Source organism: Azospira sp. APE16, from assembly GCF_047901315.1.
GTDB classification, from domain to species: Bacteria; Pseudomonadota; Gammaproteobacteria; order Burkholderiales; family Rhodocyclaceae; genus Azospira; species Azospira oryzae.
The window spans coordinates 1,567,252-1,591,453 of sequence record NZ_CP179682.1; the positions used below are offsets into that span (position 1 = coordinate 1,567,252).

The window sequence follows — 24,202 nt, forward strand, 5'->3', positions numbered from 1 at the left end:
CTAGCGCACCTGGTTGAGCAGGGGGGCGCCCTGCACCACCACCCGGTCGCCCGGGGCCAGGCCCTGGGGCACCGCCACCCGGGCCCCGTCCAGGGGCTGGTAGCGGATGGCCCGGGGCTCGAACAGCTCGGGGCTGCGCTTGACCCAGAGGATGGTCTCGTTGCTGGGATTCTTCACCAGGGCCGTGGCCGGCACGGCGGCCGCCTCCAGGGTGCCCTTGAGGCGCACCTGGACCTTCACCGGCTGGCCCAGGGCCAGCCACTGGCCGACGCCGGCGCTGTGGTTGTCGAAGATCACCGGCAGGGCCTGTTCCTTGAGGCGTCGCCCGGCGCCGAGGAATTCCAGGGGAATGACCCGGGGCGCGGCCGGCCCGGCCCCGGCGCCGCCTTCGCTGACGGCGACGCTGGCCGCCTCGATGGCTTCGGCGGCCAGGGGCGTGTAGGCCATGGCCTCGATGTGCAGGCTGTCCGGGTCCACCACCTCGAAGATGATGTCCCGGGCCTCCACGATCTGGCCCGCCATGCCGTTGGCGGCGGCGATGACGCCGGTCACCGGCGCCACCAGGGTGTCCCGGTTGGAGAGGCCGCCGCCCACCGCTGCGATGCGGCCCTTGAGGCTCTTCACCTCACTCTCGGCCGCCTCGATGTCCTTGCGCGGCACCGTGTCGGCCAGTTCCTGCAGCCGGGCCAGGCGCTTTTCCGCCAGGCTGCGGGCGGCCTGCAGCTCGGCCAGCAGGGCGCTCTGGTTGGAACGCTCGATCTGGCCGGCGCTGGGCACCACGTAGGCCAGCACCTGGCCTTTGTGCACCTTCTGGCCGACGCTGGGCAGGCCCGCCGGACCCGGCTCCAGGCGCCCGGCCAGCATGGACTGGACGCGGCCGCCCTTGTGGGGGTCCATGATCACCGTGGCGTTCAGCTCCAGGGTGCGGGGCAGGGGGCCGGGAGTGACCGGCAGGGTGCGGATCTCGATCTGGCGCTGGCTGGCCTTGGGCAGGAAGACGCTGCCGTCGGCCTGGCGCCGGGGCGCATCGCCGGAGACCGGGGCGGCGGCTTCGTCGCCGTGGCCTTCGTGGGCCTGCAGGGGCATGGCCGGCAGGGCCAGGGCGGCGCCCAGGCAGGCGGCGAGGGATGCCCGCAGCAGCAGGCGGGACGGGATTCTACGGGCGCTCATACGGCACCTCCTTGTCGTTGCTGACGGCGGCGCCATGCCAGGCCAAGGCCCAGCAGCAGTGCGGCTGCCAGGGCAAGGCCGGCCAGCAGGGCCGTGGATATTGGGCCGGAGGCCAGGGCATGATCCTCATGCACGTCCAGATCCCCCAGCAGCAGGTCGCTTTCTTCCGCCTGTCCCTCGGCGGCGGGCAGGCTCAGGGTGAAGGTCAGGCTGTGCTCGCCGGCCTGTTGCAGGGCGGGCAGCAGGGCGGCGTCGCCGAGCAGGTAGTCGCCGTGCTCGGGGCGGAAGGCGGCGACGGCGCTCTGGCCACCGCTTTCCACTTCCAGCCGGGCGTTGAGCACCGGGGCGTTGTCGGCGCTGCGGTCCAGCCACAGCACCAGCCCTTCGGGACGCAGCCGGCCCACCAGTTCGAACTGGTCGGAGACGGCCTCCACCCGGGGGCTGGGGGCGGGACTGCCGGCAGGGGCGGCGGGGCCGTCGGCCCGGGCCGGGGCGGCCAGGGCGAGGCAGAGGAGCAGGGGGGAGATGAGTCGCAACATGGCTTTACTCCGGCAGCAGGCCCAGGGCCTGGCGCAGTTGGGAAAGGGCGGCGGCCGCCTGGATGCGGGAGCGCACCGCCTGGCGCTCGGCCTCGAAGGCTTCCAGCTCGATGCGCAGGCGGGTGGGCAGGTCGGCTTCGCCGAGGCGGAAGGCCTTGTCGTAGAAGCCCCGGTTTTCCGCCGCCAGCCGGGCCCGGGTTTCTGCCGCCGCCAGTTGCAGGCGGGCCGCATCGAGCTGGGCCCGGGCGGTCTCGCCTTCCTGGGCCAGGCGCTGCCGTTCCAGGCGCAGCTGGGTTTCGGCCTCGATCAGGTCGGCGTTGGCTTCGGCGATGCGGGCCTGGTTGCGCGGGGTCGAAGAGAAGGGCAGGCGCAGGGCCAGGGCCCAGGTCTGGTCCGTCATCTCGCCGGCGGCGCTGCGGTCGCGGCGGGTGGAAATGGCAATTTCCGGATTGGCCCGGGTCTGGCGGGAGGCCAGTTCCAGGGCCCGGCGGGAAACGGCGCTGCGCTGGGCCAGGTCCTGCAGCAAGGGGTGGCCGATAGCTGTAGCGGCGCCTTCGGCGTCGGCGCCATCCTCGTCGGCGAGGCCCGCAGGCAGGGCGTTGGCAGCAGGCTCCGGTTCCGTCTGCGGGGGGCCGTCGGCCGGCTTGGGAGGTTGGCCGGTGAGGCTTTGCAGGCGACGGGCAGCAGCCAGGGCGGCCACCCGGCTTTCGGCCAGGGCCGCCTGGGCGGCGGCCTGGGCGCCCTGGGCCTGGTTGAGGTCGGCCCGGGAAAGGTCGCCGGCCTTCATCCGCCGTTCCACATCAGAAGCGAGACGGGCGGCGTTGTCGGCCCGGGCCTGGGCCACCTGCTGGTCCTGGCCGGCCTGCTGCCAGGCCCACCAGGCGCTGCGCAGTTCGGCGGCCAGTTGCAGGCGGGCGGCCAGGGTGCGGGCGTCCAGGGCTTCCTTGCGGGCATCGGCCAGGGCCCGGGTGCCGTCCTTCTCGCCGGGCAGCCAGAGGGGCAGGGCGATGCCCGTTTCCACTTCCCGGGCGCCCCGGTCCCGGTTGTAGCGGTCGGTGCGGGTGGACAGGTCCAGGCTCGGCGGCTGGGCCAAAAGGGAGTCAGCGGCTTCCTGCTGGGCCCGGGCGGCGTCCTGCCGTTGGGGCAGGGCGGCAGCCAGGGGCTGGCGCTCCCAGGCGGCGGCAAAGGCCCGGGCCAGGGGCGTTGCCGGGGCGACGGAAGGCTCTGCGGCCCGGGCAGGGGACAGGAATCCCTGGCCGAGGCCCAGGCTCAGGGCGAGCAGGGCCGGCAGCAGGCGGGCGCGATGGCGGACGGGGTGCCCCGGATGGGGGGCGGTTGCGGTCTTCCGCATGGTTTTCTCCGGTGAGGCAGGGAAAAACCGGCGGTACTCCGCGGTGAGGTCACGGGCGCAGGCGGCGCGGCGCCTTTCAGGGCGTCGGCAGCATGGGCTGGCTCAACGGGAATTTCCGCCGGACTTCAGGCGGAGAAGGAGCGGGGGGGACGTTCCAGGCCCAGGGGAATGGGCGAGAGATAGCGGGCGGCGATGGCCGGGGGGCGCACGTCCTGGCCGGCAGCGGCCGGCAGGGTGGTGTCGGCGGTGAGACCGATGAGGTGGCCGAAAACGTGACCGGCGCAGTAGTGGTGATGGCCCGGCTGGCCCTGGCCGTCGTCGCCGGCGGCGTGGTGCTGGGGGGCGCAGTCCTGGTCGTGGTGGGTGTGCTGCAGGCTGTCGTGGGCACCCTGGTCGCCGTGGTGGTGCTCGGCCACGGCGGCATGGTCGTGGGGCGCGGCCGCACTCACCATTTCCCAGCCGAAGGTCGGCGTCAGGAAACCGGCCAGCATCACGGCCAGGAGGCCGCGGGCGATGGCAGTGGTGAGGAGGGCGGTGAGTCGCATGGGTCGCATTCTAGGCGCCGGAAGCGGTTTTGACCATGGAGATGGATCAAAAACGGGATCAAAAACGGCGGATGTCCCCCGGGGGCATCCGCCTGGCGCCGCTTCGGATCAGCGGTAGTTGGCCCGGTCGAAGAGGATCTGGGCCTTGGCCCGGTACATGGCCAGGGAACCCACGGGCAGGGCGTCGGCCTTGAACTTGCCGAGACTTTCCAGAGCCGGGTTGCCGACCTTGACGCTGGCCACCACCGGCCATTCGTTGTTGCCGTCGGCGAAGTAGCGCTGGGCTTCGTCGGAGGCCAGGTACTCGAGGAACTTCACGGCGGCGGCCTTGTGCGGTGCGTTCTTCAGCATGCCGGCGCCGGAGACGTTGATGTGGGTGCCGCTGGTCTTCTGGTTGGGCCAGACGACGCCGACCTTTTCCATGACCTTCTTGTCCTCGGCCTTGTCGGAGCGCAGCAGGCGGGCCACGTAGTAGGTGTTGGAGACGGTGACGCCGCATTCGCCGGCGGCCACGGCCTTGATCTGGTCGGTGTCGCCGCCCTTGGGGGCGCGGGCGAAGTTGGCCACCACGCCCTTGGCCCAGGCTTCAGCCTTGGCCTCGCCCTGGTTGGCGATGATGGAGGCCATCAGGGACAGGTTGTAGGGGTGGGAGCCGGAGCGGGTGCACACCTGGCCCTTGAGCTTGGGGTTGGCCAGGTCGTCGTAGTTCTGCACGTCCTCGGCCTTCACGGCGCTCTTGTTATAGACGATGACCCGGGCCCGGGTGGAGAAGGAGAACCAGTCGTCGGTGCGCAGATTGGCCGGGATGCGGGATTCCAGGACCTTGGACTTGACCGGGGCAAACAGGCCCAGTTCGTGGGCCAGGGCCAGGCGGGAGGCGTCCACCGTCAGCAGCACGTCGGCGGGGCTGTTGGCGCCTTCGTTCTTGATGCGCTCCAGCAGTTCCTCTTCCTTGCCTTCGATGCGGTTGATCTTGATGCCGGTCTGCTTGCTGAAATTCTCGTAGAGCTTTTCGTCGGTCTGGTAATGGCGGGCGGAATAGAGGTTCAGCACGTTTTCCTCGGCGGCCTGCAGATTGAGGGACAGGGCTGCGGCCAGGGCGCCGGCGAGAAGGGGGAGACGCAGGGTCATGGAGAACTCCAGCACGGGTTGGTCAGGTAAGTGTCAGATTCTAGTCAGGCTTGAGTTTTGTGTAAATGAGAATATTTCTTGTGCTGTAACCGGTGGTCGCGACAGCGGTGGCCGGGGCGCGGGCAACAAAAAAGCCGGCATCGGCCGGCTTTGTCGGGGAGGTGGTGGTGCTGTGTTACTGCTGTTCGGTGACGCGGCGGGCGCCGTTGTAGCGGGCCACCCAGTAGCTCTGGCGCATGTCCTCGACCCGCACTTCGCCGCCGGGGCGGGGGGAATGGACGAACTGGTTGTTGCCGAGGTAGATGCCGACGTGGGAGAAGGCGCGGCGCATGGTGTTGAAGAACACCAGGTCGCCCGGCTTGAGGTCGTTGCTGGCGACCTGCTCGCCCACCTGGCTCATTTCCTTGGCGGTACGGGGCAGGTTGAGGCCCAGGGAGTCCTGGAAGACGTAACGCACGAAGCCGCTGCAGTCCAGGCCGGAATCCGGCGTGTTGCCGCCGCGAACGTAACGCACGCCAACGAACTCCAGGCCCTTGATGATCAGGTCCTGGACGCCGCTGGTGTAGCGTTTGAAAAAGGTGGGTTCCTCCCCGCGGGGCTCCATCCTGAATTCATCCGCCGTGGCGGTGCCGGTGTTGGCCAGAACCCCGATGAACAGGGCCAGGAGGGAAGCTGCGAGCTGTTTTTTATTCAGCATGGGGCCGGACTTTATTGGAAAATCAGCCAGTTGTAAACCTAAGGTCATATACGTACAAAGCTTCTGTCACATTCGGTGGCCGGGGGTAAAGCCGCTTTTACACCGGCCTCGCCGCCGGGGCGCGGCGCCGTGGTTATAATCCCGGGACCCCGGTGGGCTGCGCAGGCCTTGCCTGGCGGTGCCGCCCCTGCGCCCGCGCCGTCCCCTGCTTGCCCCGGACCCCATGAGCCAACAGGAAAGATCATGACCGAAGCACCCCATCCCAGAATCTTGATCGTGGACGATTCCCGCATGGTGCGGGCTTCCATCATCAAGCACCTGAAAGGGCACTACGAGATCCGGGAAGAGGGCGACGGGGAGGCCGCCTGGCAGACCCTGGTGCTGGACCACGACATCCAGGCCGTCATTTCCGACCTGTCCATGCCGGTGATGGACGGCTTCGACCTGCTGGCCCGCATCCGGGATTCCAAGGTCAGCCGCCTGCGCCAGCTGCCGGTGATCATGATCTCCGGCGAGGAGGACGAGGAGTCCCGGGACAAGGCCCTGGCCCTGGGGGCCAACGATTTCATCACCAAGGGCATCGGCACCGCCGAGCTGCTGGCCCGGGTCGATTCCCTGGTGCGCCTGGGCCAGGCGGAGCAGGCGCTGCACAGCCACCAGGACCAGCAGTTGCGCCATCCCCACAGCGGCCTGTTCACCCGGGCCTATCTGGAAGCCCAGGCCGAACAGGCCCTCTCCCTGGCCGGGCGGCAGCAGGCTCCCGCCAGCGTGCTGGTGCTGGGCTTCGATTCCCTGGAACGCTATACCGCCCAGTACGGCGGCGCCCTGGTGGACAAGCTGCAGGAACGCTTCGCCAAGCTTTTGGCCGGCAACATCCGCAAGGAAGACAGCCTGGGCCACTATTCCGACACCACCTTCGCCATCGTCTCCCCCGGCACCCCGGGGGCGGCCAGCGAGGCCTTCGCCAACCGCCTGCGCCATGCGGTGGAAACTTCCAACATCGCCGTGCACGGCCAGCGTCTGCCCCTCACCATCAGCATCGGCATCGCCAGCTTCCCCCTGGACGGGGCGCCCAGCGCCACCAGCCTGCTGGCCATGGCCGAGGCGAGGCGGGCGGCGGCGGCCGCTGCCGGCGGCAACCGGGCCGTGGCGCCGGCGCCTGCCGTCGAACCGGCGGCGGTGCGCGGCGGCGCCGCGGTCAGCGTCGACCAGGCCCTGGCCATGCTGGCCGCCGGGCAGGACGAGGAATTGCGGCCCCAGGCGGCGGCTTTGGCCAAGGCCTTGATGCCCCTCCTTAGCTTTCTTAATTATGAATTACAATACGGGCCTTCCGCAGACGTACCGGAGTCCAAATTCCAGGCGTCGGGGGAACCCCAGGGCAACCGCAATCCGGGTGGGGATGCGCCCTAGGTGAAAATAGAACAGGACGAGATCAGCCTCGAATCCACCCCATAAAAAATAATCAGCAAACCAAAGTAGTGCAGGACGCAAACGCTAGAGGGAGTTTTATGACCAGCTACAAAGAGTTTCATCGTCGTTCCATCGAACAACCGGATGCCTTCTGGAGCGAGCAGGCCCAACTGATCGACTGGCACAAGCCTTTCGACCAGGTCTGCGATTACTCCCGTCCTCCGTTTGCCAAGTGGTTCGTCGGCGGCCAGACCAACCTGTGCTACAACGCCGTTGATCGCCACGCCAAGACCCGCCCCAACGACAATGCCCTGATTTTCATCTCCACCGAAACCGACGTGGAGAAGGTCTACTCCTTCGCCGAGTTGCAGCGCGAAGTCGAGCGCATGGCCGCCATCTACCAGAGCCTGGGCGTCAAGAAGGGCGACCGCGTCCTGATCTACATGCCCATGATTGCCGAAGCCTGCTTCGCCATCCTGGCCTGTGCCCGTATCGGCGCCATCCACTCCGTGGTCTTCGGCGGCTTCGCCTCCGGCTCCCTGGCCACCCGCATCGACGATGCCAAGCCGGTGCTGATCGTCTCCTCCGACGCCGGCATGCGCGGCGGCAAGGCCGTGCCCTACAAGCACCTGCTGGACGACGCCATCAACCAGGCCGAGCACAAGCCCGGCAAGGTGCTGATGGTGGACCGGGGCCTGGACAAGGCCTTCAACAAGGTCGAAGGCCGGGACGTGGATTACGCCGCCCTGCGCGCCCAGTTCATGGACGCCCAGGTGCCCGTGACCTGGGTGGAGTCCTCCGACCCCTCCTACATCCTGTACACCTCCGGCACCACCGGCAAGCCCAAGGGCGTGCAGCGTGACACCGGCGGCTACGCCGTGGCCCTGGCTTCCTCCATCAAGCACATCTACTGCGGCAAGCCCGGCGAGACCTTCTTCTCCACCTCCGACATCGGCTGGGTGGTGGGCCACTCCTACATCATCTACGGCCCCCTGATCGGCGGCATGGCCACCATCATGTACGAAGGCACCCCGATCCGTCCGGATGCCGGCATCTGGTGGCAGATCGTCGAGAAGTACAAGGTCAATGTGATGTTCTCCGCCCCCACCGCTGCCCGGGTGCTGAAGAAGCACGACCCCGCCTTCCTGCACAAGTACGACCTCTCCAGCCTGAAGCACCTGTTCCTGGCCGGCGAGCCCCTGGACCAGCCGACCCACGAATGGATCATGGGCGAGCTGAAGCTGCCGGTGATCGACAACTACTGGCAGACCGAAACCGGCTGGCCCATGCTGTCCACCGTGCGCGGCGTCGAAGACACCAAGATCAAGTACGGCACCCCGTCCTTCCCGGTCTATGGCTACGACGTGCGCATCTTCCGCGAAGACGGTTCCGAGTGCGACGCCAACGAGAAGGGCATCCTGGGCGTGGTGCCGCCCCTGCCGCCCGGCTGCCTGACCACCGTGTGGGGCGACGACGAGCGTTTCGTGAACACCTACTTCAGCCTGTTCAAGGAACCGCTGGTTTATTCCTCCTACGACTGGGCCATCAAGGATGACGAGGGTTACCACTTCATCCTGGGCCGTACCGACGACGTCATCAACGTCGCCGGCCACCGCCTCGGCACCCGGGAAATCGAGGAAGCCGTGCAGGGTCACCCCGCCGTGGCCGAAGTGGCCGTGGTCGGTGTGAACGACGCCCTCAAGGGCCAGCTGCCGGTGGCCTTCGCCGTGGTCAAGGACGCCTCCAAGATCGCCACCCCCGAACTGGTGGCGGCCCTGGAGAAGGAAGTGATGAAGCGGGTGGACGAGACCCTGGGCGCCATCGCCCGTCCCGGCCGCGTGTACTTCATCTCCGGCCTGCCCAAGACCCGTTCCGGCAAGCTGCTGCGCCGTTCCATCCAGGCCCTGGCCGAAGGCCGGGATCCGGGCGACCTCACCACCATCGAGGACCCCACCGCCCTGGAGCAGATCAAGGCCGCCCTCAGCGCCTGATCCCGCCGGCCTCCGGCAAAAAGCCCGCTGCATCGCTGCAGCGGGCTTTTTTTTGGACATTCGCCGCCGGCATCAGGCCGACGTCAGGCAGGAAGGGCCCAGATGGCCACGTTCCGCAGCGGCCTGCCGGCCGGTTGCGGCAGGGGCTCCCCCTCAGGACGGCAAACGGCTACACTGTCTGCCAAACGTCATAGGCGGCAGGCCGGCGCGGTGCCGGCGGCCCCTTCCTGGGGAGGAAAACAAGCGATGTCCACGTCCTGGCTCGCCACCAATCTGGTGGCTACCTTTCTGTTGCCGCCGGGCAACGGTCTGGGGCTCCTGCTGCTGGCCTTCCTCTTCCGACAGCGACGCCCCCAGCTCGCCATAAGCCTGGGACTGACGGGGGGATTGCTGCTGCTGGTGCTGTCCCTGCCGGTGGTGGGCCGTGCCCTGGTGCAGCGCCTGGAGGCGCCGCCGGTGGTGCCGGAGCAGGTGCAGGAAAAGGCCAAGGGAGCCGGCGCCATCGTCGTCCTCGGCGGCGGCCGCTACCGGGAAGCGCCGGAATACGGCGGCGATACGGTGGGCAACGAGACCCTGGTCCGCCTGCGCTACGCCGGGCAGCTGCAGCGCCAGACCGGCCTGCCGCTGCTGGTCACCGGCGGCACGCCGGACGGCGGCGAGGTGAGCGAGGCCGAGGCCATGGCCCGGGTGCTGCGGGACGAATTCAAGGTGCCGGTGCGCTGGGTCGAAGGCGAGTCGGACAACACCCGGGAGAATGCCCTGAAGACGGCGGCCCTGCTCAAGGAGGCCGGCGTGTCCCGGGTCCTGCTGGTCAGCCACGCCTGGCACCTGCCCCGGGCGGCCCTGGCCTTCAGCCGGGCGGGCCTGGAAGTGGTGCCCATGCCGACCCTGTTCCAGCGCGGCGTGCCCACGGCCCTGGACTACCTGCCCCAGGCCGACGGCCTGCGCGCCTCGCGCACCGCCCTGCACGAATGGCTGGGGCGTTTCTGGTACTGGCTGCGGGGCTGAGCCGGCCCCTTTTCAGGCGGCCCGGGGCAGCCGGGCCGCAGCCGGCGCGCCCAGCACCTGGGCGAGAAAATCCAGCGCTTCGCCGCTGACCCGGCGCCGCTCGTTGTCCAGGGTGATGATGTGGTAGCTGTCGTCCAGCACCACCTTACGCCGGCGCTCGGCGCTGATGCGGCGGTATACCTGCTCCGGGCTGCGCAGGCTGGCCACGTCGTCTTCCCGGGAGTGGATCACCAGGGTGGGGCTGACCACCTGGGGCAACTCCTTCTTGATGCTGCCGATCAGGCGCTGGGCCTGGTAGATGCCGTTGAGGGGCAGCTCCGAGGCGCCGGCGGCGGAGACTTCCCTTTCCCGCATGTCCCGTTCCACCCGGGCCCGCACCCGGGGATTCTTCAGGCCGAAGGGGGCCCGTTCCCGATAGGTGTAGATGTGGCGCAGGGGCGTGTAGTAGCTCAGGGGCAGGAGGAAGCTGTACCAGGGAATGCCCCAGCCGTCGTAGTAAAGGGTGGTGGCCAGGGCGAGCACCGCCGCCACCTGCAGGCCCCGCTGGGCCGCCAGGTGCAGGGCCAGGTCGGCGCCGATGCACAGGCCGCCGACAACCACGTGGCGATGCTGCTGCCGCAGTTCGTCGAAGACCGTTTCCACTTGGGCGTACCAGTCCTCCCAGGGGCTGCGGGCGAAGCGGCGGTCCAGCACGTCTTCGGCGCACACCGTATAGCCCTGCAAATGGGGAATGGCGACGCGGTAGCCGGCCTTTTCCAGCTCCTTGCCGAGGGGGGACATTTCGTTGGGGTTGCTGTAGAGGCCGTGCAGCAGCAGGACGGCGGCGTCGTCGCCGGGGGGAAGCGGGTGGGGCAAGTCACTCTCCTAGCCGTTGATCGGCTTATGGCGCGCCATGCTAGTCCCCGGGACTGACCCACCTCTGACCCTCCGCTGACCGGGGGCTGACCCTGCCGCCGGCGCCATCCCAGGCGCCAGCCGCGTTGCCGCTACGACTCCTTGCGGCGCCGATCGCCGGCGCTGCGACCGTCACGCGCCCATTGGCCCGTCCCTCGCTTCAGCTCTCGCTGCCGCTCACCGCCTGCCAGTAGGCCCGGTGCCGGGCGACGCTCTCCGACCGTTCCACCACCGCCTCGACCAGCCAGGGGCCGCCCGTGGCAACGGCCTCGGCGATGGCTGCCTGGAACTCGGCGCGGGATGCGGCCCGGCGGTAAGGCACCCCGTAGGCCGCCGCCCCATGGGCGAGGACGAGGGGCACCGGGGTCAACCAGCCCGTCTCGTATTCGGGCAGGGCCCGGGCCGGCAGATATTCGAAAATGCCGCCGCCGCCGTTGTTCACCACCACCAGCAGGCAGTCCAGCTCCCGGGCCGCGGCCAGGGCGTTGAGGTCGTGGTGGGCGGCCAGGTCGCCGAGGAGGGCGGCACTGTAACGGCCTTCGGCGCTGCCTGCCGCCGCCAGGCCCAGGGCCGTGGACAGCTGGCCGTCGATGCCGCTGCAGCCCCGGTTGCCATGCTCCTCCAGGGGTTTGGCGGAGAGGCCGGAAAAGGAATCGCCGTCCCGCACCGCCATGGAATTGCCCCAGAAGAGGCAGCTCTCCGCCGGCAGGGCCGCCAGCAGGTCGGCCACCACGGCCCCTTCCCACAGGTCGTCGCCGGCCGCGTCGAGGGCGGCCCGGGCCAGGTCCCCGGCCCGCTGCTCGGCGGCGCGCCAGGCCTGCATCCAGGCCGGCGGCGCCTTGGCCGCCACAGCCTGGGCCAGGGCCGCCAGGGTGGCGGCGGTGTCGCCCCGCAGCAGCAGGCTGGTACCCCGTTCCGGGTCGGGCCAGCGGCCTTCGCCTTCCAGCAGCAGCAGTTCGGTGCCCTGGTCCAGGCACTGGCTGAGCCAGGTCTGCAGGGAGCGGCTCACCTGGGCGTCGCCGCAGCGCAGGATCCAGGCCGGGGCCTGGGCGGCGGCAAAGGCGGCATCCCGCACCAGGGCTTCGCCGTGGGCGAGGAAATGATGGCTGTCGGGGCGGCTGTCGGCCTCAAGCCCGGCGGTATCGTGGCGCAGGCCGGAAAGGGGTTCGGCCAGCACCGGGCAATCCAGGGCCCGGGCCAGGGCGGCCACGGCCCGGGCGTAGTCGGGGCCGGCGCTGCCCGGCGGCAGGGCGCCGGCCAGGATCAGCCCGGGGCGCCCGGAGAGACGGGCCGCAGCCTGGGCCACGGCGTGGGGCGCCGGCAGCACCAGGGGCGGCGGCGCCTCCGGCGGATGGACCGGGCCCAGGTCCGGGCTGGCCGCCAGCTTGGCGGCGGGCGGCAGCAGAGGCTCGCGGAAGGGCAGATTGACATGCACCGGCCCCGGGCAGGGCCAGCGGCATTCGGCCAGGAGCCGGGCCGCCAGGGTATGCACCTGGCGCGGCAGGAAACCTTCCTCCGGCGTCGCCAGGGCGTGGGCGGCGCGCACGAAACCGGTGAACAGGCCGGCCTGTGCCACCGTCTGGTTGGCACCCCAGCCGTGCAGTTCCGCCGGCCGGTCGGTGGAGAGCAGCAGCAGCGGCACCCGGCCGGCGTCGGCCTCGATCACGGCGGGCAGCCAGTGGGCCGGGGCGGAGCCGGAGGTGCACACCAGGGCCACCGGCAGTTCCGTGGCCTTGGCCAGACCCAGGGCGAAGAAGGCGGCGGAGCGCTCGTCCACCAGTACGTGGCAGCGCACGCCCGCCTGCCGCAGGAAGGCCAGGGTCAGGGGGGTGGAGCGGGCGCCGGGGGAAATGACGACGTGGGCCAGCCCGGCGCCGGCCAAGGCGGCGGCGAAGTGGCGGGACCAGAGATAGTTGGTGGTGCCGGTGGCGTTCATGGGCGAAGGACCGTGAGGTTAGGCGCCGCGGCGGCTGGCGGCGGCAGGGGCTGGGGCCGAGGGTGCCAGGGCCTCCAGCATGGTGGCGAGCTTGGCCTCGGTTTCGGCCAGTTCCTGTTCCGCGGCGGAGCCGGCGACGATGCCGGCGCCGGCCTGGAGTTCGGCCCGGTTGCCGCGCAGGTCGGCGCAGCGCAGGGGCACGGCCAGGGTGCCGTTGCCGGCGGCGTCGATCCAGCCCAGGCCGCCGCTGTACCACAGGGGCCGTTCCTCGCCGTGGGCCTGCAGCCATTCCCGGGCCGGGGCCGCCGGCCAGCCGCCGACGGCGGGGGTGGGATGGAGCCTGGCGGCCAGGTCGAAAAGGCCGACTCCGGGCGCCGGACGGCCGTGGAAGGGGGTACGCAGATGGCTGAGGCCGGCGTGGCGTCTGCCGCCGGGCAGTTGCAGCACTTCCGCCGGGGCGGCCTGCAGTTCGGCGCAGAGGGGGGCCAGGGTGTGGCGGATGGCCTCGGCCACCCAGCCGTGTTCCCGCTGGTTCTTGTCCGAGGTCAGGGGGGCGTCGGCCCGGCCCCAGCCGGTGCCGGCCAGGGCTTCGGTGTGCAGCTGGCCGTCCTGCAGGCTGAGGAGCCGCTCCGGCGTGGCGCCGAGGAAGGTGCCGGCCCGGTGGCCGACGGCGAAGACGCTGCTGTCGGCCTGCTGGGTTGCCAGGGCGGCGAAGACGGCGGCCGGCTCCAGGGCGCTGTCGGCCTCGAAGGCGACGCGGCGGGAGAGCACCACCTTGTCCAGCTCGCCCCGGGCGATGGCGGCCAGGGCGGCCCGGGTGCGGGCGACGAAGGCCTGCTCGGGCAGGGGCGCCGGCGGCCGTTGCAGGTGGAGCGCGGCCAGCGGCGCGGGTTGGGACAGCAGGGTCCGTTCCAGCGTTTGCCACAGGGCCTCCCAGCCGGCCATGGCCTGGGCGGCGCCATGGGCGGGGCAGGTGAGGACCAGGGTCTGGCGACCGGCCCGGCGCCTCAGCAGCAGGGCGGGCACCCGCAGGCGGGCGTTCGGCAGGGGGCTGTCGCCGCTGGCGTCGTAGAAGGCAAAGCCCAGGTGGGCCAGGGGCGCCTGGAGGTCGCCGCTGCCATCACTGTCCTGCGACATGGCGGCAATCTGCCAGCGGGCCGCCAGGCCCTGCCAGGCGCCGTTGAGGGCGGTGAAGCGGCCCGGCCCGGCGCTTTCCACGGTGCAGGCGGCGCCCAGGGCCAGCCAGGCGTCGTCCGGCCGCTGCCAGGCCAGGCTGTCGGGGGCGGCGAGGTAGGGCAGGGGGCCGGCCATGGACAACGGGGGCGCCGGCAGGCACAGGCTGAGGAGGTCCGTGGGACGGGCCCGGGCGGCCAGGGCCGCCAGTTCCCCGGCCAGGCCGGGATAGCGCTGGCCGAGGCTGACGGTGCCGGCGGCGGGGCGGGCCTGGGGGCGGCTCATGGAGCTTCCCCTGGGGCCAGCAGCCCGTCCTGGGCCAGTTGTTGGGCCAGCTGCCGCAGGGCCGGACGTTGCAGCTTGCCCATGGGATTGCGCGGCAGGGTGGCGACCCGCTGGATCAGCCGGGGCCGGCGCGGCGAGGGCAGGCGTTCGGCGCACCAGCGGTGCAGGCCGGCGTCGTCCATGGCGGCGGAGTCGCCCACCACCAGGGCCAGCAGCCGGTCGCCCCACACCGGGTCGGGCAGGGCCGTCACCGCCGCGTCGCGCACGCCGGGGCAGGCCAGCAGCACCGCCTCCACCTCGGCCGGATGCACATTGACGCCGCCGCTGACCAGCATGTCGTCGGCCCGGCCCAAGAGGGTCAGGCTGCCATCCGCCTCCAGGCGGGCCAGGTCGCCGCTGACCAGGGCGCCGTCCGTCAGGCCCCGGCCCGGCTCCAGGTCCGGATTGAGATAGCCCCACATCACCTGGGGCCCGGCCAGGCGCAGCCGTCCTTGCCGATCCAGTTCGACACGGCAGCCGGCCAGGGGCGCACCGACCCGGCCTTCCTGCCAGGCATCGGGGGGCGGATGGATCCAGGTGGCGACCTGGGCGGCGCATTCGGAAAGGCCGTAGCTGACGCAGAGGGGCCAGCCGGCAGCCATGGCGCGGCGGAAGAGGGGGGCGGAAAGGGCGGCGCCGCCCACCAGCACGTAGCGCAGCGGGCCCGGCGGGACGCCGGCCTCCAGCAGCCGGTCGAGCATAGCCGGCACCAGGGACAGGTGGGTGATGCCGCCTGCGGCCAGGGCCGCCGCCACCGCTTCCACCGTGAAGCGGTCCAGCACCCGGGCCGTGGCGCCACTGCGGGCGCAGCGGGCGAGGATGGAGACGCCGCCGATGTGATGCAGGGGCAGGCAGGCCAGCCAGGTGTCGCCCGGGCCCAGGGGCAGGCGCTCGGCCGAGGCATCCGCCGCCGCCGCCAGGTTGGCGTGGCTCAGCACCACGCCCTTGGGCTCGCCCTCGCTGCCGCTGGTGGCGATGACCAGGGCCGGCTGGGCAGCCGCGGGTAGCGGTGGCAAGGGATCGGCAGCGGTCGCCGCAATCGTCGCAGCAGACGGCAAGGCCTCCAGCAGACGGCCCCGGGGGCCGGCCAGGGCCAGCAGGGCGGCGCGGCGTTCCGGCGAAGTGGCCGGGTCCAGGGGAAAGAGGGCGATGCCGGCCCGGGCGCAGGCGAAAAACAGCCGGGCCAGGTCCGGGGCGGGCAGGGGAGCGAGGAGGATGGTGCCGGGAGCAGCGCCCCAGGCAAGGAGCGCAGCGGCCAATGCCCCGCCATCCGCCACCAGCGCCCCACGCCGCCAGGCACCGTCAGGGGTGACCAGCTGGAGCGGATCTTCGGACAGGGGACCGAGCCAGTCCAGGGGCTCGTGGGGATCAATGAAAGGCGCGGGGTTCATCAGCGCCTGATTATACGCAGGGCCGGCGGGGGGCTACACGATGTGGGTCAAATCTGGGAACGGGCCAGGCGCTTCCTGTATTCCCGCTGCAAGTTCAGCCACATAGCAGGGGAGGTTGAAAAATAGCCAGCCAGCTTGGCGGCACTGTTGCTGGTAATGGAGCTGTTGCCACTGACGATTTTGCTGACGAGGGATGCCGAGAGCCCTGTTCTTCTTGCCAATTCAGCGCGTGAAAGACCTGAGGGCTTCATGAACTCTTCGAGGAGTATTTCGCCCGGGGAGATTTCGTCAAGCAAATGCCCATTGCCTGCAGGCCCGGACGGTGCTTGATTGCGTTGCGTAGGTTGTCCAGATTTTTCCATTGGCTGTTCACTCCCCAATAGCCGGTATTCGTTCAGGGGGGAATTTATCAGTCTGTACTGCAGGATGCACAGTTCAGAATGGACAAAGAGAACGTCGGAAGCAACTGAGGTGGATAGGGGGAGCCGCAATCGGTGGAGCGCGGGGGCGGTAGTGATTGGGCCTAGCGGCTCCTGACCTCGATGCGGCCGTTGCGGATGGCGTCGATGAACCGGTCCGCATTGGCGTCGCCTGGGCGGCGGCGCTTGTAGTCTTCCAGGTACTTGAGGGCGCCGTCCTGGTCCTTGAGGCTGAGATGAGCCATGCCCAGGGTGAAGGCGGCATCCGCGATGCCGGCGGCCAGAGCCTTTTCCAGGTAGGGGAGGGCTTCCCGGGGCTTGCCGGCGCCGGCCAGGAAAGTCCCGTACAGGTAGTTGCCCCGGGGATGGGCCGGCTCCAGCTGCAGCAGGCGCTGGAACAGGGCGTTGGCCTTGTCGGCGGCGCCGGGAATCTCCAGGTTGTGGCCCATGCTGCCGAGATGGGCAGCGCGGAGCAGCAGGTCGGGATTGGGGTTGGGCACATTGACCAGGGTGTCGAGCATGCCGGAAATTACCTTGACATCCTGGGTGGCCCGTTGCCGGTCCTGGGGCGTGTCGAACTGGGGCGGGTAGTTTTTGGCGTGGGCGGCCAGGTCGTTCAGCATCTGGTCCAGATAGGCGCCGTCGAAGCCGTATTTCTTGCCCGAGGGGGTTTCCGTCACCGTCAGCAGGCGTTTGGGATCGTAGGTTCCGTATTCCCGGGCATGGGCGGCGGTGCCCAGGAGCAGGGCGAGGGCGGCAAGGGTGATCAGTTGCAGGTGGCGCATGGATGGTGGCTCCAGGGGACTCCGGGTCGGTCCCGGAGGATGGCAGGAATGCAGCATATTTGCCATTGGCATGAATGTTGAGGGCCGGGACGCAACTGCCGGCGCTCGCCGCGGCGGGCGGGCGCCTCAGGCCGGCGTGGCGAAGGGCTGGAAACCGAGGCCGGGGCCGGCAGGGAGGGTGAGGTAGCCGGCGGCGACGGGGGGCGGGGCGCCCAGGTCCGTCGCCAGCCATTCGGCGGTGGCCAGGCCGTGGGCCAGATCACCGCCGAGGGCGGCGGCCAGATGGGCAGCGGTGAGGAGGCCGCAGGCGGATTCCAGGTTGCTGGTGACGACGCAGTCGCCGCCGGCGGCGGCGAAGCGCTGGGCCAGGGCCACGGCGGGGAGGAAGCCGCCGAGGCGGGGCAGCTTGAGGATGAGGCGGCGCACGGTGCCGTCGAAGAGGGCGGCCTGGGGCAGGTCGGCCAGGGATTCGTCCAGGGCCAGGGGGAAGGCGGCCCGGGCCTGCAGGGCGGCCCAGGCCGGGGCGCTGGGCTGGGCCAGGGGTTCTTCCAGGGCGTCGATGGGCAGGCCGGCCAGGGCGTCAAGCCAGGATCGGGCATCGCCTTCCTGCCAGGCCCGGTTGGCGTCCAGGCGCAGGGTGCTGCCGGCGGGCAGGCGTCGGCACAGGGCCTGGACCAGGGGTATCTCCTGGGAGGCAGGCGCCAGGCCGATCTTCAGCTTGAGTACCTGGAAACCGGCTTCCAGCGCGGCATCTAGAGCATCTGCCGTATGCGGGCCGAGGCTGCCCAGGCTGGCGTTGACCCGCACCCGCTGGCGGCAGTCGCAGCCCCGGATGCTGGCGTTGAGGGAGCGGCCGTTGCGCCGGGCCAGCAGGTCGAGCAGGGCGCTTTCGACCCCGGCCCGGGCGGCGGGAGTATCGAAGCTGGCGGCGTCGTTGAGGGCTTCCAGGGCGGCGGCCGCCTCCAGCCCCGTGAAGCGTTGCTGCCAGTGGACCAGGGCGGCGGCTGCGGCGGCGGGGGGTTCCGTACCGATGCCGGACAGGGGGGCGCAGTCGCCGTAGCCAACGCCGCCGTAGTCGTCTTCCAGGCGCACCAGCCAGCCTTCCCTCTGGTCGAGGCCGCCGGCGGCGCTGCGCCATTGCTGGCGGAAGGGCAGGCGGTAGGGCTCGAAGGTGAAGGCGCGCAGGGTCATGGGCGGAGTGTAGCGGGTTGCTCCGGCCGCCGGGAGGGGCTGGCGGGGCGGATGAGTGCGGATGCGGTGCGCTTAAGGCGGGCTTAAGGATCGGGCCTTAGGCTGCAGGCATCATCCTGTTGTGGAGTGTTCCATGGAAACCGTGACCTACCGCCGCCAGCGGGTGTTCGACCCCCTGCTGCGCCTCTTGCACTGGTTCAACGCCCTGGCCATCGTGCTGCTGTTCGCCACCGAGCTGGGGGCCGAGGCCCTGGAGAAGGGACCGGTGCGGGACGCGGTGTGGCACGGCCACGTGCTGCTCGGCTACGGCCTCATCGCCGGCCTGGGGCTGCGTCTGCTGTGGGGCTTGGTGGGGCCGCAACGGGCCCGCTGGAGCGACTTTTTCCACGTCTCCGTGTGGTTGCGCCGCCAGAAGGCCGATGCCGGCGCCTTCGGCCATGACGCCTGGGCCAGCCTGGCCTACCTGGGGCTGTACGCGGTCTTGATCGGCATGGGCGCCACCGGGCTGGTGGCTGCTGCCGGCTACTTCCAGCTGGGGCCCCTGGCCGATGGCGGCATCACCAGGGAACTGGCCCACAGTTTCAAGGAGGTGCATGAGCTGGGCGCCAATCTGGTGTGGGCCTTCATCGCCGTGCACATCGGCGCCCTGATCTGGCACGAGCGCCGCGGCGCACCCATGGCCCAGTCCATGGTCAGCGGCTACCAGTACCGGGTGGCGGACGAGTCGCAGCAGGCGCAATCCGCAGTATGAAAAAAGGGACCTGGAGGCCCCTTTTTTTTACGGCCGCTTGCGGTATTTGCCGAAGTCCGGCGGGCGCCGTTCGAGCCAGGCGTCGCGCCCTTCCCGGCCTTCCTCGGTCATGTAGAAGAGGCCGGTGGCGTTGCCCGCCAGTTCCTGGATGCCGGCCAGGCCGTCGGTATCGGCGTTGAAGCCGGCTTTCAGCATGCGCAGGGCCATGGGCGAGAGGCGCAGCATTTCCTGGCACCAGGCCACGGTTTCCTCCTCCAGCTTTTCCACCGGCACCACCGTGTTCACCAGGCCCCAGTCCAGGGCCTGGGTGGCGTCGTACTGGCGGCAGAGGAACCAGATTTCCTTGGCCCGCTTCATGCCGATGGTGCGGGCCATGAGGCCGGCGCCGAGACCCGCGTCGAAGCTGCCGACCCGGGGGCCGGTCTGGCCGAAGCGGGCGTTTTCGGCGGCGATGGAAAGGTCGCACACCAGATGCAGCACGTGGCCGCCGCCGATGGCGTAGCCGGCCACCATGGCCACCACGGGCTTGGGCAGGCGGCGGATCTGCATCTGCAGGTCGAGCACGTTGAGGTGGGGAGTGCCGCTTTCGTCGTGGTAGCCGCCGTCGTCGCCGCGCACCTTCTGGTCGCCGCCGGCGCAGAAGGCATCGGGCCCTTCGCCGGTGAGGATGATGGCGCCCACGGCGTTGTCCCGGTGGGCCAGGTGGAAGGCGTCGATGAGCTGCATCACCGTTTCCGGGCGGAAGGCGTTGCGCCGCTCGGGCCGGTTGATGGTGATCTTGGCGATGCCGTCACAGGTTTCGTAACGGATGTCGGAGTAGTCGGCCTGGGCAACCCAGGGCAGGGCGGGTCGGATCATGGCGTCTGGCGCGGGGATGGGGAAAGAAGGCGCCAGTATAACGGCCCGGGCGGCGCGGCGATTTGATCTGGAACCGCCCGGGTGGCAGGCCTTCAGCCCATGAGGAATTCCGGCCCCTGCTGCATGAGCTGGCCGGCCCGGCCCGGTACTTCGCCCCGGGTCACCTGGCAACGGGGCAGCATGTCCCGGTCCAGGGCGTCCACCATCTGGCGGCAGGCCACCAGTTCGTAGCCCTGTTCCTTCCAGCCGGCCAGGAGGCGCTCGAACTCGGGCAGCAGCTTCATGCCTTCCAGTTCGGCGTGCAGGGTGAATACGTGGCCGTTGTCGGGTGCGTCGTGGGTCAGGGCCAGCAGGCGGTCGGCATAGGTTTCGGCGGTGATGCCGTCCCGGCCCACCATTTCTTCCGCCGTCGGCAGGGTGGTGGGCAGCTGGGGGCAATTGACCAGCTCGCCCTCGATCACCGGCAGGTAGGGGCCGGTGCCCCGGGTGTCGCTGGCGTAGGCCAGGCCCAGCCGCTGGGTCAGGCGCAGGGCGTGGCGGGTGGTCTGCCAGCCGCTGGCGGCGCCGGCGGCGGGGCGCTGGCCGAGAATGTCCTCGTAGCGCTTGGCGGCCTTGGCCATTTCCACTTCCACCCATTCGTTGTCGGCCTGGGCCAGCTTCTTCTGCCACATCACCCGGTCCCAGCTCTGGATGCCGGTCTCGAAGCCGGCCTCATGCACGGCCCGCAGGATGTGGGCAGCGCGGCGGCCGATCTCGGGAGCGGGAATCCAGGCGCCGTAGAGCAGGCTGGTGAAGCCGTAGCGCTCCAGGCGGGAGAAGGTCTTCTGCCCGGCCGGCGTGGTGCGGGGCGGCACGTAGCCCGTGTTGTCCTTGCCCAGGGAGAAGAAGAAGGTGGCCTGGGCGCCGTGCTTCTGCAGGGCTTCCACCAGGCGGGGCACGCCGACGCGGGCGCCTCGCAGGGTGTCGACATTGATCTTGAGGGCGAGTTTGGGCTGGGACATGGGGCGATTTCGGGTCTGACTGGAGAGGCCGTCGCGGCCGGAATAGGATTGGCGCCGTCTTGCGCAGCGGCCGGGGGGAGATTGTAGTTTCATTCCGGCCGTTTGCGGTGGCCGTGTGGACGGAAATGGGCGGGAACAACGCGGGCAACGCTATCCGCCAATGAAAAAACGCGCTCCGGCGTTGGGTCCGGAGCGCGTTGAAAGTACAGCTGTCCGTCTTGGAGGAGAGGACAGCCTCAATTGTAAGGATATCTACTGACGCCTTTCTGACGGACTTCAGGCGGAGCGGGTGATGACGTACACGCCGAGGACGATGCAGCCGATGCCGAGGAGCTTCTGGGCACTGAGGGCTTCGCCGAACCAGTGCCAGGCGATGAAGGCATTGATGACGTAGCCGATGGAGAGCATGGGGTAGGCGATGGAGACGGGCACCCGGGAGAGGGCCATGATCCACACCACCAGGCTGACGCCGTAGGCCACCATGCCGGAGAGGATGAAGGGGTTGAAGGCCAGCTTGAGGCCGATGGGCAGGACGTTGTCCAGGTGGAAGTCGAAGTGGCCGACGGCGTTGGTGCCGGCCTTGAGCAGCAGTTGCCCGGCGGCGTTGAGGATGACGCCGGCCAGGATCAGGGAAAAGCTGATGGCGTTCATGCCCCTCAGCCCTGCAGCAGGGCGCAACCGACGCTGCGGCCTTCCGCCACCAGGATGTTGTAGGTGCGGCAGGCGGCCTGGGTGTTCATCACCTCCAGGCCGACGCCGGCCCGCATCAGGCCCTGCAGCAACTGGGGATGGGGAAAGCGCTGCTTGGCGCCGGTGCCGAGGATCATGATTTCCATCTTCAGCTCGGCGAGGAAGTCGAAATCGGCCTGGGTCAGGCTGTCGAAAGTGGCGTCGGTCCAGTCCTGGATCAGGCGCCGGGGCAGCAGCACCAGATTGCCCTGGTGGTTCTTACCGTTGATGGCCACGTAGTCGTCACCGTAGCCGGTGAAGGAATAATGGCCGTCTGTACTGTCTCTGTGGAGCTTCATGGTCGGCTGCGGTGCACAAACGGGGTAAGAAAGGGTAGGATTATAGCCTTTTTACGCGCCCGTCCGGACCGTCCGGCCGCTGGTGCCGACTGCCGGAATTCCCCTGCGCCCATGAAAGACTTTCCCCGCATCAAGCGTCTGCCGCCCTATGTGTTCAACATCACCGGCGAGCTGAAGATGGCTGCCCGCCGTCGGGGCGAGGACATCATCGACATGTCCATGGGCAACCCGGACGGCGCCACGCCGAAACACATCGTGGACAAGATGGTGGACGCCACCCAGCGCGGCGACACCCACGGCTATTCCGTTTCCAAGGGCATTCCTCGCCTGCGCAAGGCCATCTGCGACTGGTACCTGCGCCGCTACAACGTGGAATTCGACCCGGACAGCGAGGCGGTGGTCACCATCGGCTCCAAGGAAGGCCTGGCCCACCTCATGCTGGCCACCCTGGACCGGGGCGACACGGTGCTGGTGCCCAATCCCAGCTACCCCATCCACATCTACGGCGCCATCATCGCCGGGGCCAACACCCGCTCCGTGCGCATGACCGACGATGTGGATTTCTTCGAAGAATTGCAGCGGGCCATCCGGGAATGCACGCCCAAGCCCAAGATGATGATCCTGGGCTTCCCCAGCAACCCCACGGCGCGCTGCGTCGAGCTCGACTTCTTCGAGCGGGTGGTGGCCCTGGCCAAGGAGCACGACATCCTGGTGGTGCATGACCTGGCCTACGCCGACATCGTCTTCGACGGCTACCGGGCCCCCTCCATCATGGAAGTGCCCGGCGCCCGGGACGTGGCGGTGGAATTTTTCACCATGTCCAAGAGCTACAACATGGCCGGCTGGCGCGTCGGCTACATGGTCGGCAACAAGGAGCTGTGCGCCGCCCTGGCCCGCATCAAGAGCTACCACGACTACGGTACCTTCACGCCGATCCAGGTGGCCTCGGTGATCGCCCTGGACGGCCCCCAGGACTGTGTGGAAGAAGTGCGCCAGACCTACGAACTGCGCCGCAACGTGCTGGCCAAGGGGCTGCATGAGGCGGGCTGGATGGTGGAGGTGCCCAAGGCCTCCATGTACATCTGGGCCAAAATCCCCGAGCCCTATGCCCACCTGGGTTCCCTGGAATTCGCCAAGAAGCTGCTGGCGGAGGCCAAGGTGGCGGTCTCCCCGGGCATCGGCTTCGGCGATTACGGCGACGACCACGTGCGTTTCGCCCTGATCGAGAACGAGGCCCGTACCCGCCAGGCGATCCGCGGCATCAAGGACATGTTCCGCAAGGACGGCCTGCTCAAATAAGCCAGCCGCCAGACAAAACCGAATTGATCTTCGTCCGGCCCCGCCGGCAACCCCGCAGGAAAACAAAGTGCGACCCATCAAGAAATCCGCCAAGCTCGACAACGTCTGCTACGACATCCGCGGCCCCGTGCTGGAAAAGGCCAAGCAGATGGAAGAGGACGGCCACAAGATCATCAAGCTCAACATCGGCAACCTGGCCTCCTTCGGTTTCGACGCGCCGGAAGAGATCCAGCAGGACATGATCCGCAACCTGCCCAATTCGGCGGGCTATTCTGACTCCAAGGGCATCTTCGCGGCGCGCAAGGCCATCATGCACTACGCCCAGCAGAAGAAGGTCAAGGGCGTGGGCCTGGAAGACATCTACGTGGGCAACGGCGTTTCCGAACTGATCGTCATGTCCATGAACGCCCTGCTCAACCCGGGCGACGAAGTGCTGGTGCCGGCCCCCGACTATCCCCTGTGGACCGCCGCCGTCAGCCTTTCCAGCGGCACCCCGCGGCACTACATCTGTGACGAGGGCGCCGGCTGGCTGCCCGACCTGGACGACATCCGGGCCAAGATCACCGAGAACACCCGGGCCATCGTCATCATCAACCCCAACAACCCCACCGGCGCCCTCTATCCCGATGACCTGCTCAAGGAAATCGTCGAGATCGCCCGCCAGCACCACCTGATCATCTACGCCGATGAGGTGTACGACAAGGTGCTCTACGACGGCGTCGAACACACCGCCATCGGCTCACTTTCGGAAGACGTGCTGACCATCAGCTTCAACGGCCTTTCCAAGAACTACCGTTCCTGCGGCTACCGGGCCGGCTGGATGATGGTCTCCGGCGACAAGCGTCCCGCCGCCGACTACATCGAAGGCCTCAACATGCTGGCCTCCATGCGCCTGTGCGCCAACGTGCCCGGCCAGTGGGCCATCCAGACCGCCCTGGGCGGCTACCAGAGCATCAACGACCTGGTGGCCGAGGGCGGCCGCATGCGCCGCCAGCGGGACGTGGCCCACGAACTGATCACCTCCATTCCCGGGGTCACCTGCGTCAAGCCCAAGGCCACCCTGTACATGTTCCCGCGCCTGGACCCCAAGGTCTATCCGATCCAGGACGACCAGCAGTTCATCGCCGAACTGCTGCAGGAAGAAAAAGTGCTGCTGGTCCAGGGCACCGGTTTCAACTGGCCCGAGCCGGACCACTTCCGCCTGGTCTTCCTGCCCCATGTGGACGACCTCAAGGAAGCCGTCGGCCGCATCGACCGCTTCCTGGCCGGCTACCGCAAACGTCACGGCACCTGACCGCACCTGATTTTTC

The 24,202-nt window shown here is 69.3% G+C and carries 23 protein-coding genes; 6 read left to right on the forward strand and 17 right to left on the reverse strand.

Annotation, left to right across the window (positions count from 1 at the left end):
* The 6 genes from ACLSSQ_RS07610 to ACLSSQ_RS07635 all read right to left on the reverse strand — a co-directional run bounded on the left by ACLSSQ_RS07610 (position 1) and on the right by ACLSSQ_RS07635 (position 5,433).
* Complete coding sequence (locus ACLSSQ_RS07610) at positions 1–1,170, reverse strand: efflux RND transporter periplasmic adaptor subunit (protein WP_416244213.1); 1,170 nt, start codon at positions 1,168–1,170, stop codon at positions 1–3.
* A complete protein-coding gene (locus ACLSSQ_RS07615; RefSeq protein ID WP_205229802.1) occupies positions 1,167–1,709 on the reverse strand; it encodes a hypothetical protein in 543 nt (180 codons plus the stop codon). The genes ACLSSQ_RS07610 and ACLSSQ_RS07615 overlap by 4 nt, the downstream gene beginning before the upstream one ends.
* 4 nt (positions 1,710–1,713) lie before the next feature.
* On the reverse strand, positions 1,714–3,060 hold the full coding sequence (locus ACLSSQ_RS07620; protein ID WP_416244214.1) for a TolC family protein: 1,347 nt from the start codon (positions 3,058–3,060) through the stop codon (positions 1,714–1,716).
* Positions 3,061–3,185: 125 nt separating this feature from the next.
* Positions 3,186–3,605 (reverse strand): hypothetical protein, encoded by a 420-nt coding sequence (locus ACLSSQ_RS07625; protein ID WP_416244215.1) that lies wholly within the window; start codon positions 3,603–3,605, stop codon positions 3,186–3,188.
* A gap of 108 nt (positions 3,606–3,713) precedes the next feature.
* On the reverse strand, positions 3,714–4,736 hold the full coding sequence (locus ACLSSQ_RS07630) for a Fe(3+) ABC transporter substrate-binding protein (protein ID WP_014237944.1): 1,023 nt from the start codon (positions 4,734–4,736) through the stop codon (positions 3,714–3,716).
* Between the two features lie 175 nt (positions 4,737–4,911).
* On the reverse strand, positions 4,912–5,433 hold the full coding sequence (locus tag ACLSSQ_RS07635) for a C40 family peptidase (RefSeq protein WP_014237943.1): 522 nt from the start codon (positions 5,431–5,433) through the stop codon (positions 4,912–4,914).
* Positions 5,434–5,676: 243 nt separating this feature from the next.
* On the opposite strand from ACLSSQ_RS07635, the gene ACLSSQ_RS07640 reads away from it, so the two are divergent.
* The 3 genes from ACLSSQ_RS07640 (at position 5,677) to ACLSSQ_RS07650 (ending at position 9,842) form a co-directional block, all read left to right on the forward strand.
* Entirely contained in the window at positions 5,677–6,843 is a 1,167-nt protein-coding gene (locus ACLSSQ_RS07640; RefSeq protein WP_130458679.1) for a response regulator, read from the forward strand.
* Positions 6,844–6,941: 98 nt separating this feature from the next.
* Positions 6,942–8,834 carry a propionate--CoA ligase gene (locus tag ACLSSQ_RS07645; protein ID WP_014237941.1) on the forward strand — a complete coding sequence of 631 codons (1,893 nt, stop codon included), beginning with the start codon at positions 6,942–6,944 and terminating at the stop codon, positions 8,832–8,834.
* Positions 8,835–9,080: 246 nt separating this feature from the next.
* Positions 9,081–9,842 (forward strand): YdcF family protein, encoded by a 762-nt coding sequence (locus ACLSSQ_RS07650; RefSeq protein WP_416244216.1) that lies wholly within the window; start codon positions 9,081–9,083, stop codon positions 9,840–9,842.
* Positions 9,843–9,854: 12 nt separating this feature from the next.
* On the opposite strand, the gene ACLSSQ_RS07655 is transcribed toward ACLSSQ_RS07650, so the two are convergent.
* From ACLSSQ_RS07655 to menC, 7 genes are all read right to left on the reverse strand, one after another.
* Entirely contained in the window at positions 9,855–10,697 is an 843-nt protein-coding gene (locus tag ACLSSQ_RS07655; protein WP_416244217.1) for an alpha/beta hydrolase, read from the reverse strand.
* 199 nt (positions 10,698–10,896) lie between these two features.
* Complete coding sequence (menD, locus tag ACLSSQ_RS07660; protein ID WP_416244218.1) at positions 10,897–12,672, reverse strand: 2-succinyl-5-enolpyruvyl-6-hydroxy-3-cyclohexene-1-carboxylic-acid synthase; 1,776 nt, start codon at positions 12,670–12,672, stop codon at positions 10,897–10,899.
* Positions 12,673–12,690: 18 nt separating this feature from the next.
* Complete coding sequence (locus ACLSSQ_RS07665; protein WP_416244219.1) at positions 12,691–14,130, reverse strand: isochorismate synthase; 1,440 nt, start codon at positions 14,128–14,130, stop codon at positions 12,691–12,693.
* Positions 14,127–15,560 (reverse strand): class I adenylate-forming enzyme family protein, encoded by a 1,434-nt coding sequence (locus ACLSSQ_RS07670; RefSeq protein WP_416244220.1) that lies wholly within the window; start codon positions 15,558–15,560, stop codon positions 14,127–14,129. Before ACLSSQ_RS07670 ends, ACLSSQ_RS07665 begins: the two co-directional genes overlap by 4 nt.
* A gap of 47 nt (positions 15,561–15,607) precedes the next feature.
* On the reverse strand, positions 15,608–15,922 hold the full coding sequence (locus ACLSSQ_RS07675) for a HigA family addiction module antitoxin (RefSeq protein ID WP_014237935.1): 315 nt from the start codon (positions 15,920–15,922) through the stop codon (positions 15,608–15,610).
* A gap of 161 nt (positions 15,923–16,083) precedes the next feature.
* Positions 16,084–16,764 carry a tetratricopeptide repeat protein gene (locus ACLSSQ_RS07680; protein ID WP_416244221.1) on the reverse strand — a complete coding sequence of 227 codons (681 nt, stop codon included), beginning with the start codon at positions 16,762–16,764 and terminating at the stop codon, positions 16,084–16,086.
* Between the two features lie 126 nt (positions 16,765–16,890).
* Positions 16,891–17,955: an o-succinylbenzoate synthase gene (menC, locus tag ACLSSQ_RS07685; protein ID WP_416244222.1), complete on the reverse strand. Its 1,065-nt coding sequence runs from the start codon at positions 17,953–17,955 to the stop codon at positions 16,891–16,893.
* A 133-nt stretch (positions 17,956–18,088) separates the two neighbouring features.
* Here menC and ACLSSQ_RS07690 point away from each other — a divergent pair, with 133 nt between their 5' ends.
* Positions 18,089–18,706 (forward strand): cytochrome b/b6 domain-containing protein, encoded by a 618-nt coding sequence (locus ACLSSQ_RS07690; protein WP_416244223.1) that lies wholly within the window; start codon positions 18,089–18,091, stop codon positions 18,704–18,706.
* Positions 18,707–18,733: 27 nt separating this feature from the next.
* On the opposite strand, the gene menB is transcribed toward ACLSSQ_RS07690, so the two are convergent.
* The 4 genes from menB to ACLSSQ_RS07710 all read right to left on the reverse strand — a co-directional run bounded on the left by menB (position 18,734) and on the right by ACLSSQ_RS07710 (position 21,593).
* Entirely contained in the window at positions 18,734–19,564 is an 831-nt protein-coding gene (gene menB, locus ACLSSQ_RS07695; RefSeq protein ID WP_416244224.1) for a 1,4-dihydroxy-2-naphthoyl-CoA synthase, read from the reverse strand.
* A gap of 92 nt (positions 19,565–19,656) precedes the next feature.
* Positions 19,657–20,565, reverse strand: a complete 909-nt coding sequence (locus ACLSSQ_RS07700; protein ID WP_014237928.1) for a polysaccharide deacetylase family protein — start codon at positions 20,563–20,565, stop codon at positions 19,657–19,659.
* A 276-nt stretch (positions 20,566–20,841) separates the two neighbouring features.
* Positions 20,842–21,216: an SMR family transporter gene (locus ACLSSQ_RS07705; protein ID WP_014237927.1), complete on the reverse strand. Its 375-nt coding sequence runs from the start codon at positions 21,214–21,216 to the stop codon at positions 20,842–20,844.
* A 5-nt stretch (positions 21,217–21,221) separates the two neighbouring features.
* A complete protein-coding gene (locus tag ACLSSQ_RS07710; protein WP_130458666.1) occupies positions 21,222–21,593 on the reverse strand; it encodes an Mth938-like domain-containing protein in 372 nt (123 codons plus the stop codon).
* Between the two features lie 111 nt (positions 21,594–21,704).
* On the opposite strand from ACLSSQ_RS07710, the gene alaC reads away from it, so the two are divergent.
* Together alaC and ACLSSQ_RS07720 are read left to right on the forward strand one after the other, a co-directional pair.
* Positions 21,705–22,892, forward strand: coding sequence for an alanine transaminase (gene alaC, locus ACLSSQ_RS07715; RefSeq protein ID WP_014237925.1), 1,188 nt, complete (start codon positions 21,705–21,707; stop codon positions 22,890–22,892).
* A 67-nt stretch (positions 22,893–22,959) separates the two neighbouring features.
* Entirely contained in the window at positions 22,960–24,186 is a 1,227-nt protein-coding gene (locus ACLSSQ_RS07720) for a pyridoxal phosphate-dependent aminotransferase (protein ID WP_130458665.1), read from the forward strand.
* Positions 24,187–24,202: the final 16 nt, after the last annotated feature.

Bases quoted from the DNA above. Each gene is read 5' to 3' on its own strand.
- ACLSSQ_RS07650 (WP_416244216.1), top strand. From the start codon at position 9,081: ATGTCCACGTCCTGGCTCGCCACCAATCTGGTGGCTACCTTTCTGTTG.
- ACLSSQ_RS07635 (WP_014237943.1), bottom strand. From the start codon at position 5,433: ATGCTGAATAAAAAACAGCTCGCAGCTTCCCTCCTGGCCCTGTTCATC.
- ACLSSQ_RS07670 (WP_416244220.1), bottom strand. From the start codon at position 15,560: ATGAACCCCGCGCCTTTCATTGATCCCCACGAGCCCCTGGACTGGCTC.
- alaC (WP_014237925.1), top strand. From the start codon at position 21,705: ATGAAAGACTTTCCCCGCATCAAGCGTCTGCCGCCCTATGTGTTCAAC.
- ACLSSQ_RS07665 (WP_416244219.1), bottom strand. From the start codon at position 14,130: ATGAGCCGCCCCCAGGCCCGCCCCGCCGCCGGCACCGTCAGCCTCGGC.
- ACLSSQ_RS07645 (WP_014237941.1), top strand. From the start codon at position 6,942: ATGACCAGCTACAAAGAGTTTCATCGTCGTTCCATCGAACAACCGGAT.
- ACLSSQ_RS07610 (WP_416244213.1), bottom strand. From the start codon at position 1,170: ATGAGCGCCCGTAGAATCCCGTCCCGCCTGCTGCTGCGGGCATCCCTC.
- ACLSSQ_RS07640 (WP_130458679.1), top strand. From the start codon at position 5,677: ATGACCGAAGCACCCCATCCCAGAATCTTGATCGTGGACGATTCCCGC.
- ACLSSQ_RS07690 (WP_416244223.1), top strand. From the start codon at position 18,089: ATGGAAACCGTGACCTACCGCCGCCAGCGGGTGTTCGACCCCCTGCTG.
- ACLSSQ_RS07620 (WP_416244214.1), bottom strand. From the start codon at position 3,060: ATGCGGAAGACCGCAACCGCCCCCCATCCGGGGCACCCCGTCCGCCAT.
- menC (WP_416244222.1), bottom strand. From the start codon at position 17,955: ATGACCCTGCGCGCCTTCACCTTCGAGCCCTACCGCCTGCCCTTCCGC.
- ACLSSQ_RS07705 (WP_014237927.1), bottom strand. From the start codon at position 21,216: ATGAACGCCATCAGCTTTTCCCTGATCCTGGCCGGCGTCATCCTCAAC.
- ACLSSQ_RS07680 (WP_416244221.1), bottom strand. From the start codon at position 16,764: ATGCGCCACCTGCAACTGATCACCCTTGCCGCCCTCGCCCTGCTCCTG.
- ACLSSQ_RS07625 (WP_416244215.1), bottom strand. From the start codon at position 3,605: ATGCGACTCACCGCCCTCCTCACCACTGCCATCGCCCGCGGCCTCCTG.
- menB (WP_416244224.1), bottom strand. From the start codon at position 19,564: ATGATCCGACCCGCCCTGCCCTGGGTTGCCCAGGCCGACTACTCCGAC.
- ACLSSQ_RS07710 (WP_130458666.1), bottom strand. From the start codon at position 21,593: ATGAAGCTCCACAGAGACAGTACAGACGGCCATTATTCCTTCACCGGC.
- ACLSSQ_RS07630 (WP_014237944.1), bottom strand. From the start codon at position 4,736: ATGACCCTGCGTCTCCCCCTTCTCGCCGGCGCCCTGGCCGCAGCCCTG.
- ACLSSQ_RS07675 (WP_014237935.1), bottom strand. From the start codon at position 15,922: ATGGAAAAATCTGGACAACCTACGCAACGCAATCAAGCACCGTCCGGG.
- ACLSSQ_RS07700 (WP_014237928.1), bottom strand. From the start codon at position 20,565: ATGTCCCAGCCCAAACTCGCCCTCAAGATCAATGTCGACACCCTGCGA.
- ACLSSQ_RS07615 (WP_205229802.1), bottom strand. From the start codon at position 1,709: ATGTTGCGACTCATCTCCCCCCTGCTCCTCTGCCTCGCCCTGGCCGCC.
- menD (WP_416244218.1), bottom strand. From the start codon at position 12,672: ATGAACGCCACCGGCACCACCAACTATCTCTGGTCCCGCCACTTCGCC.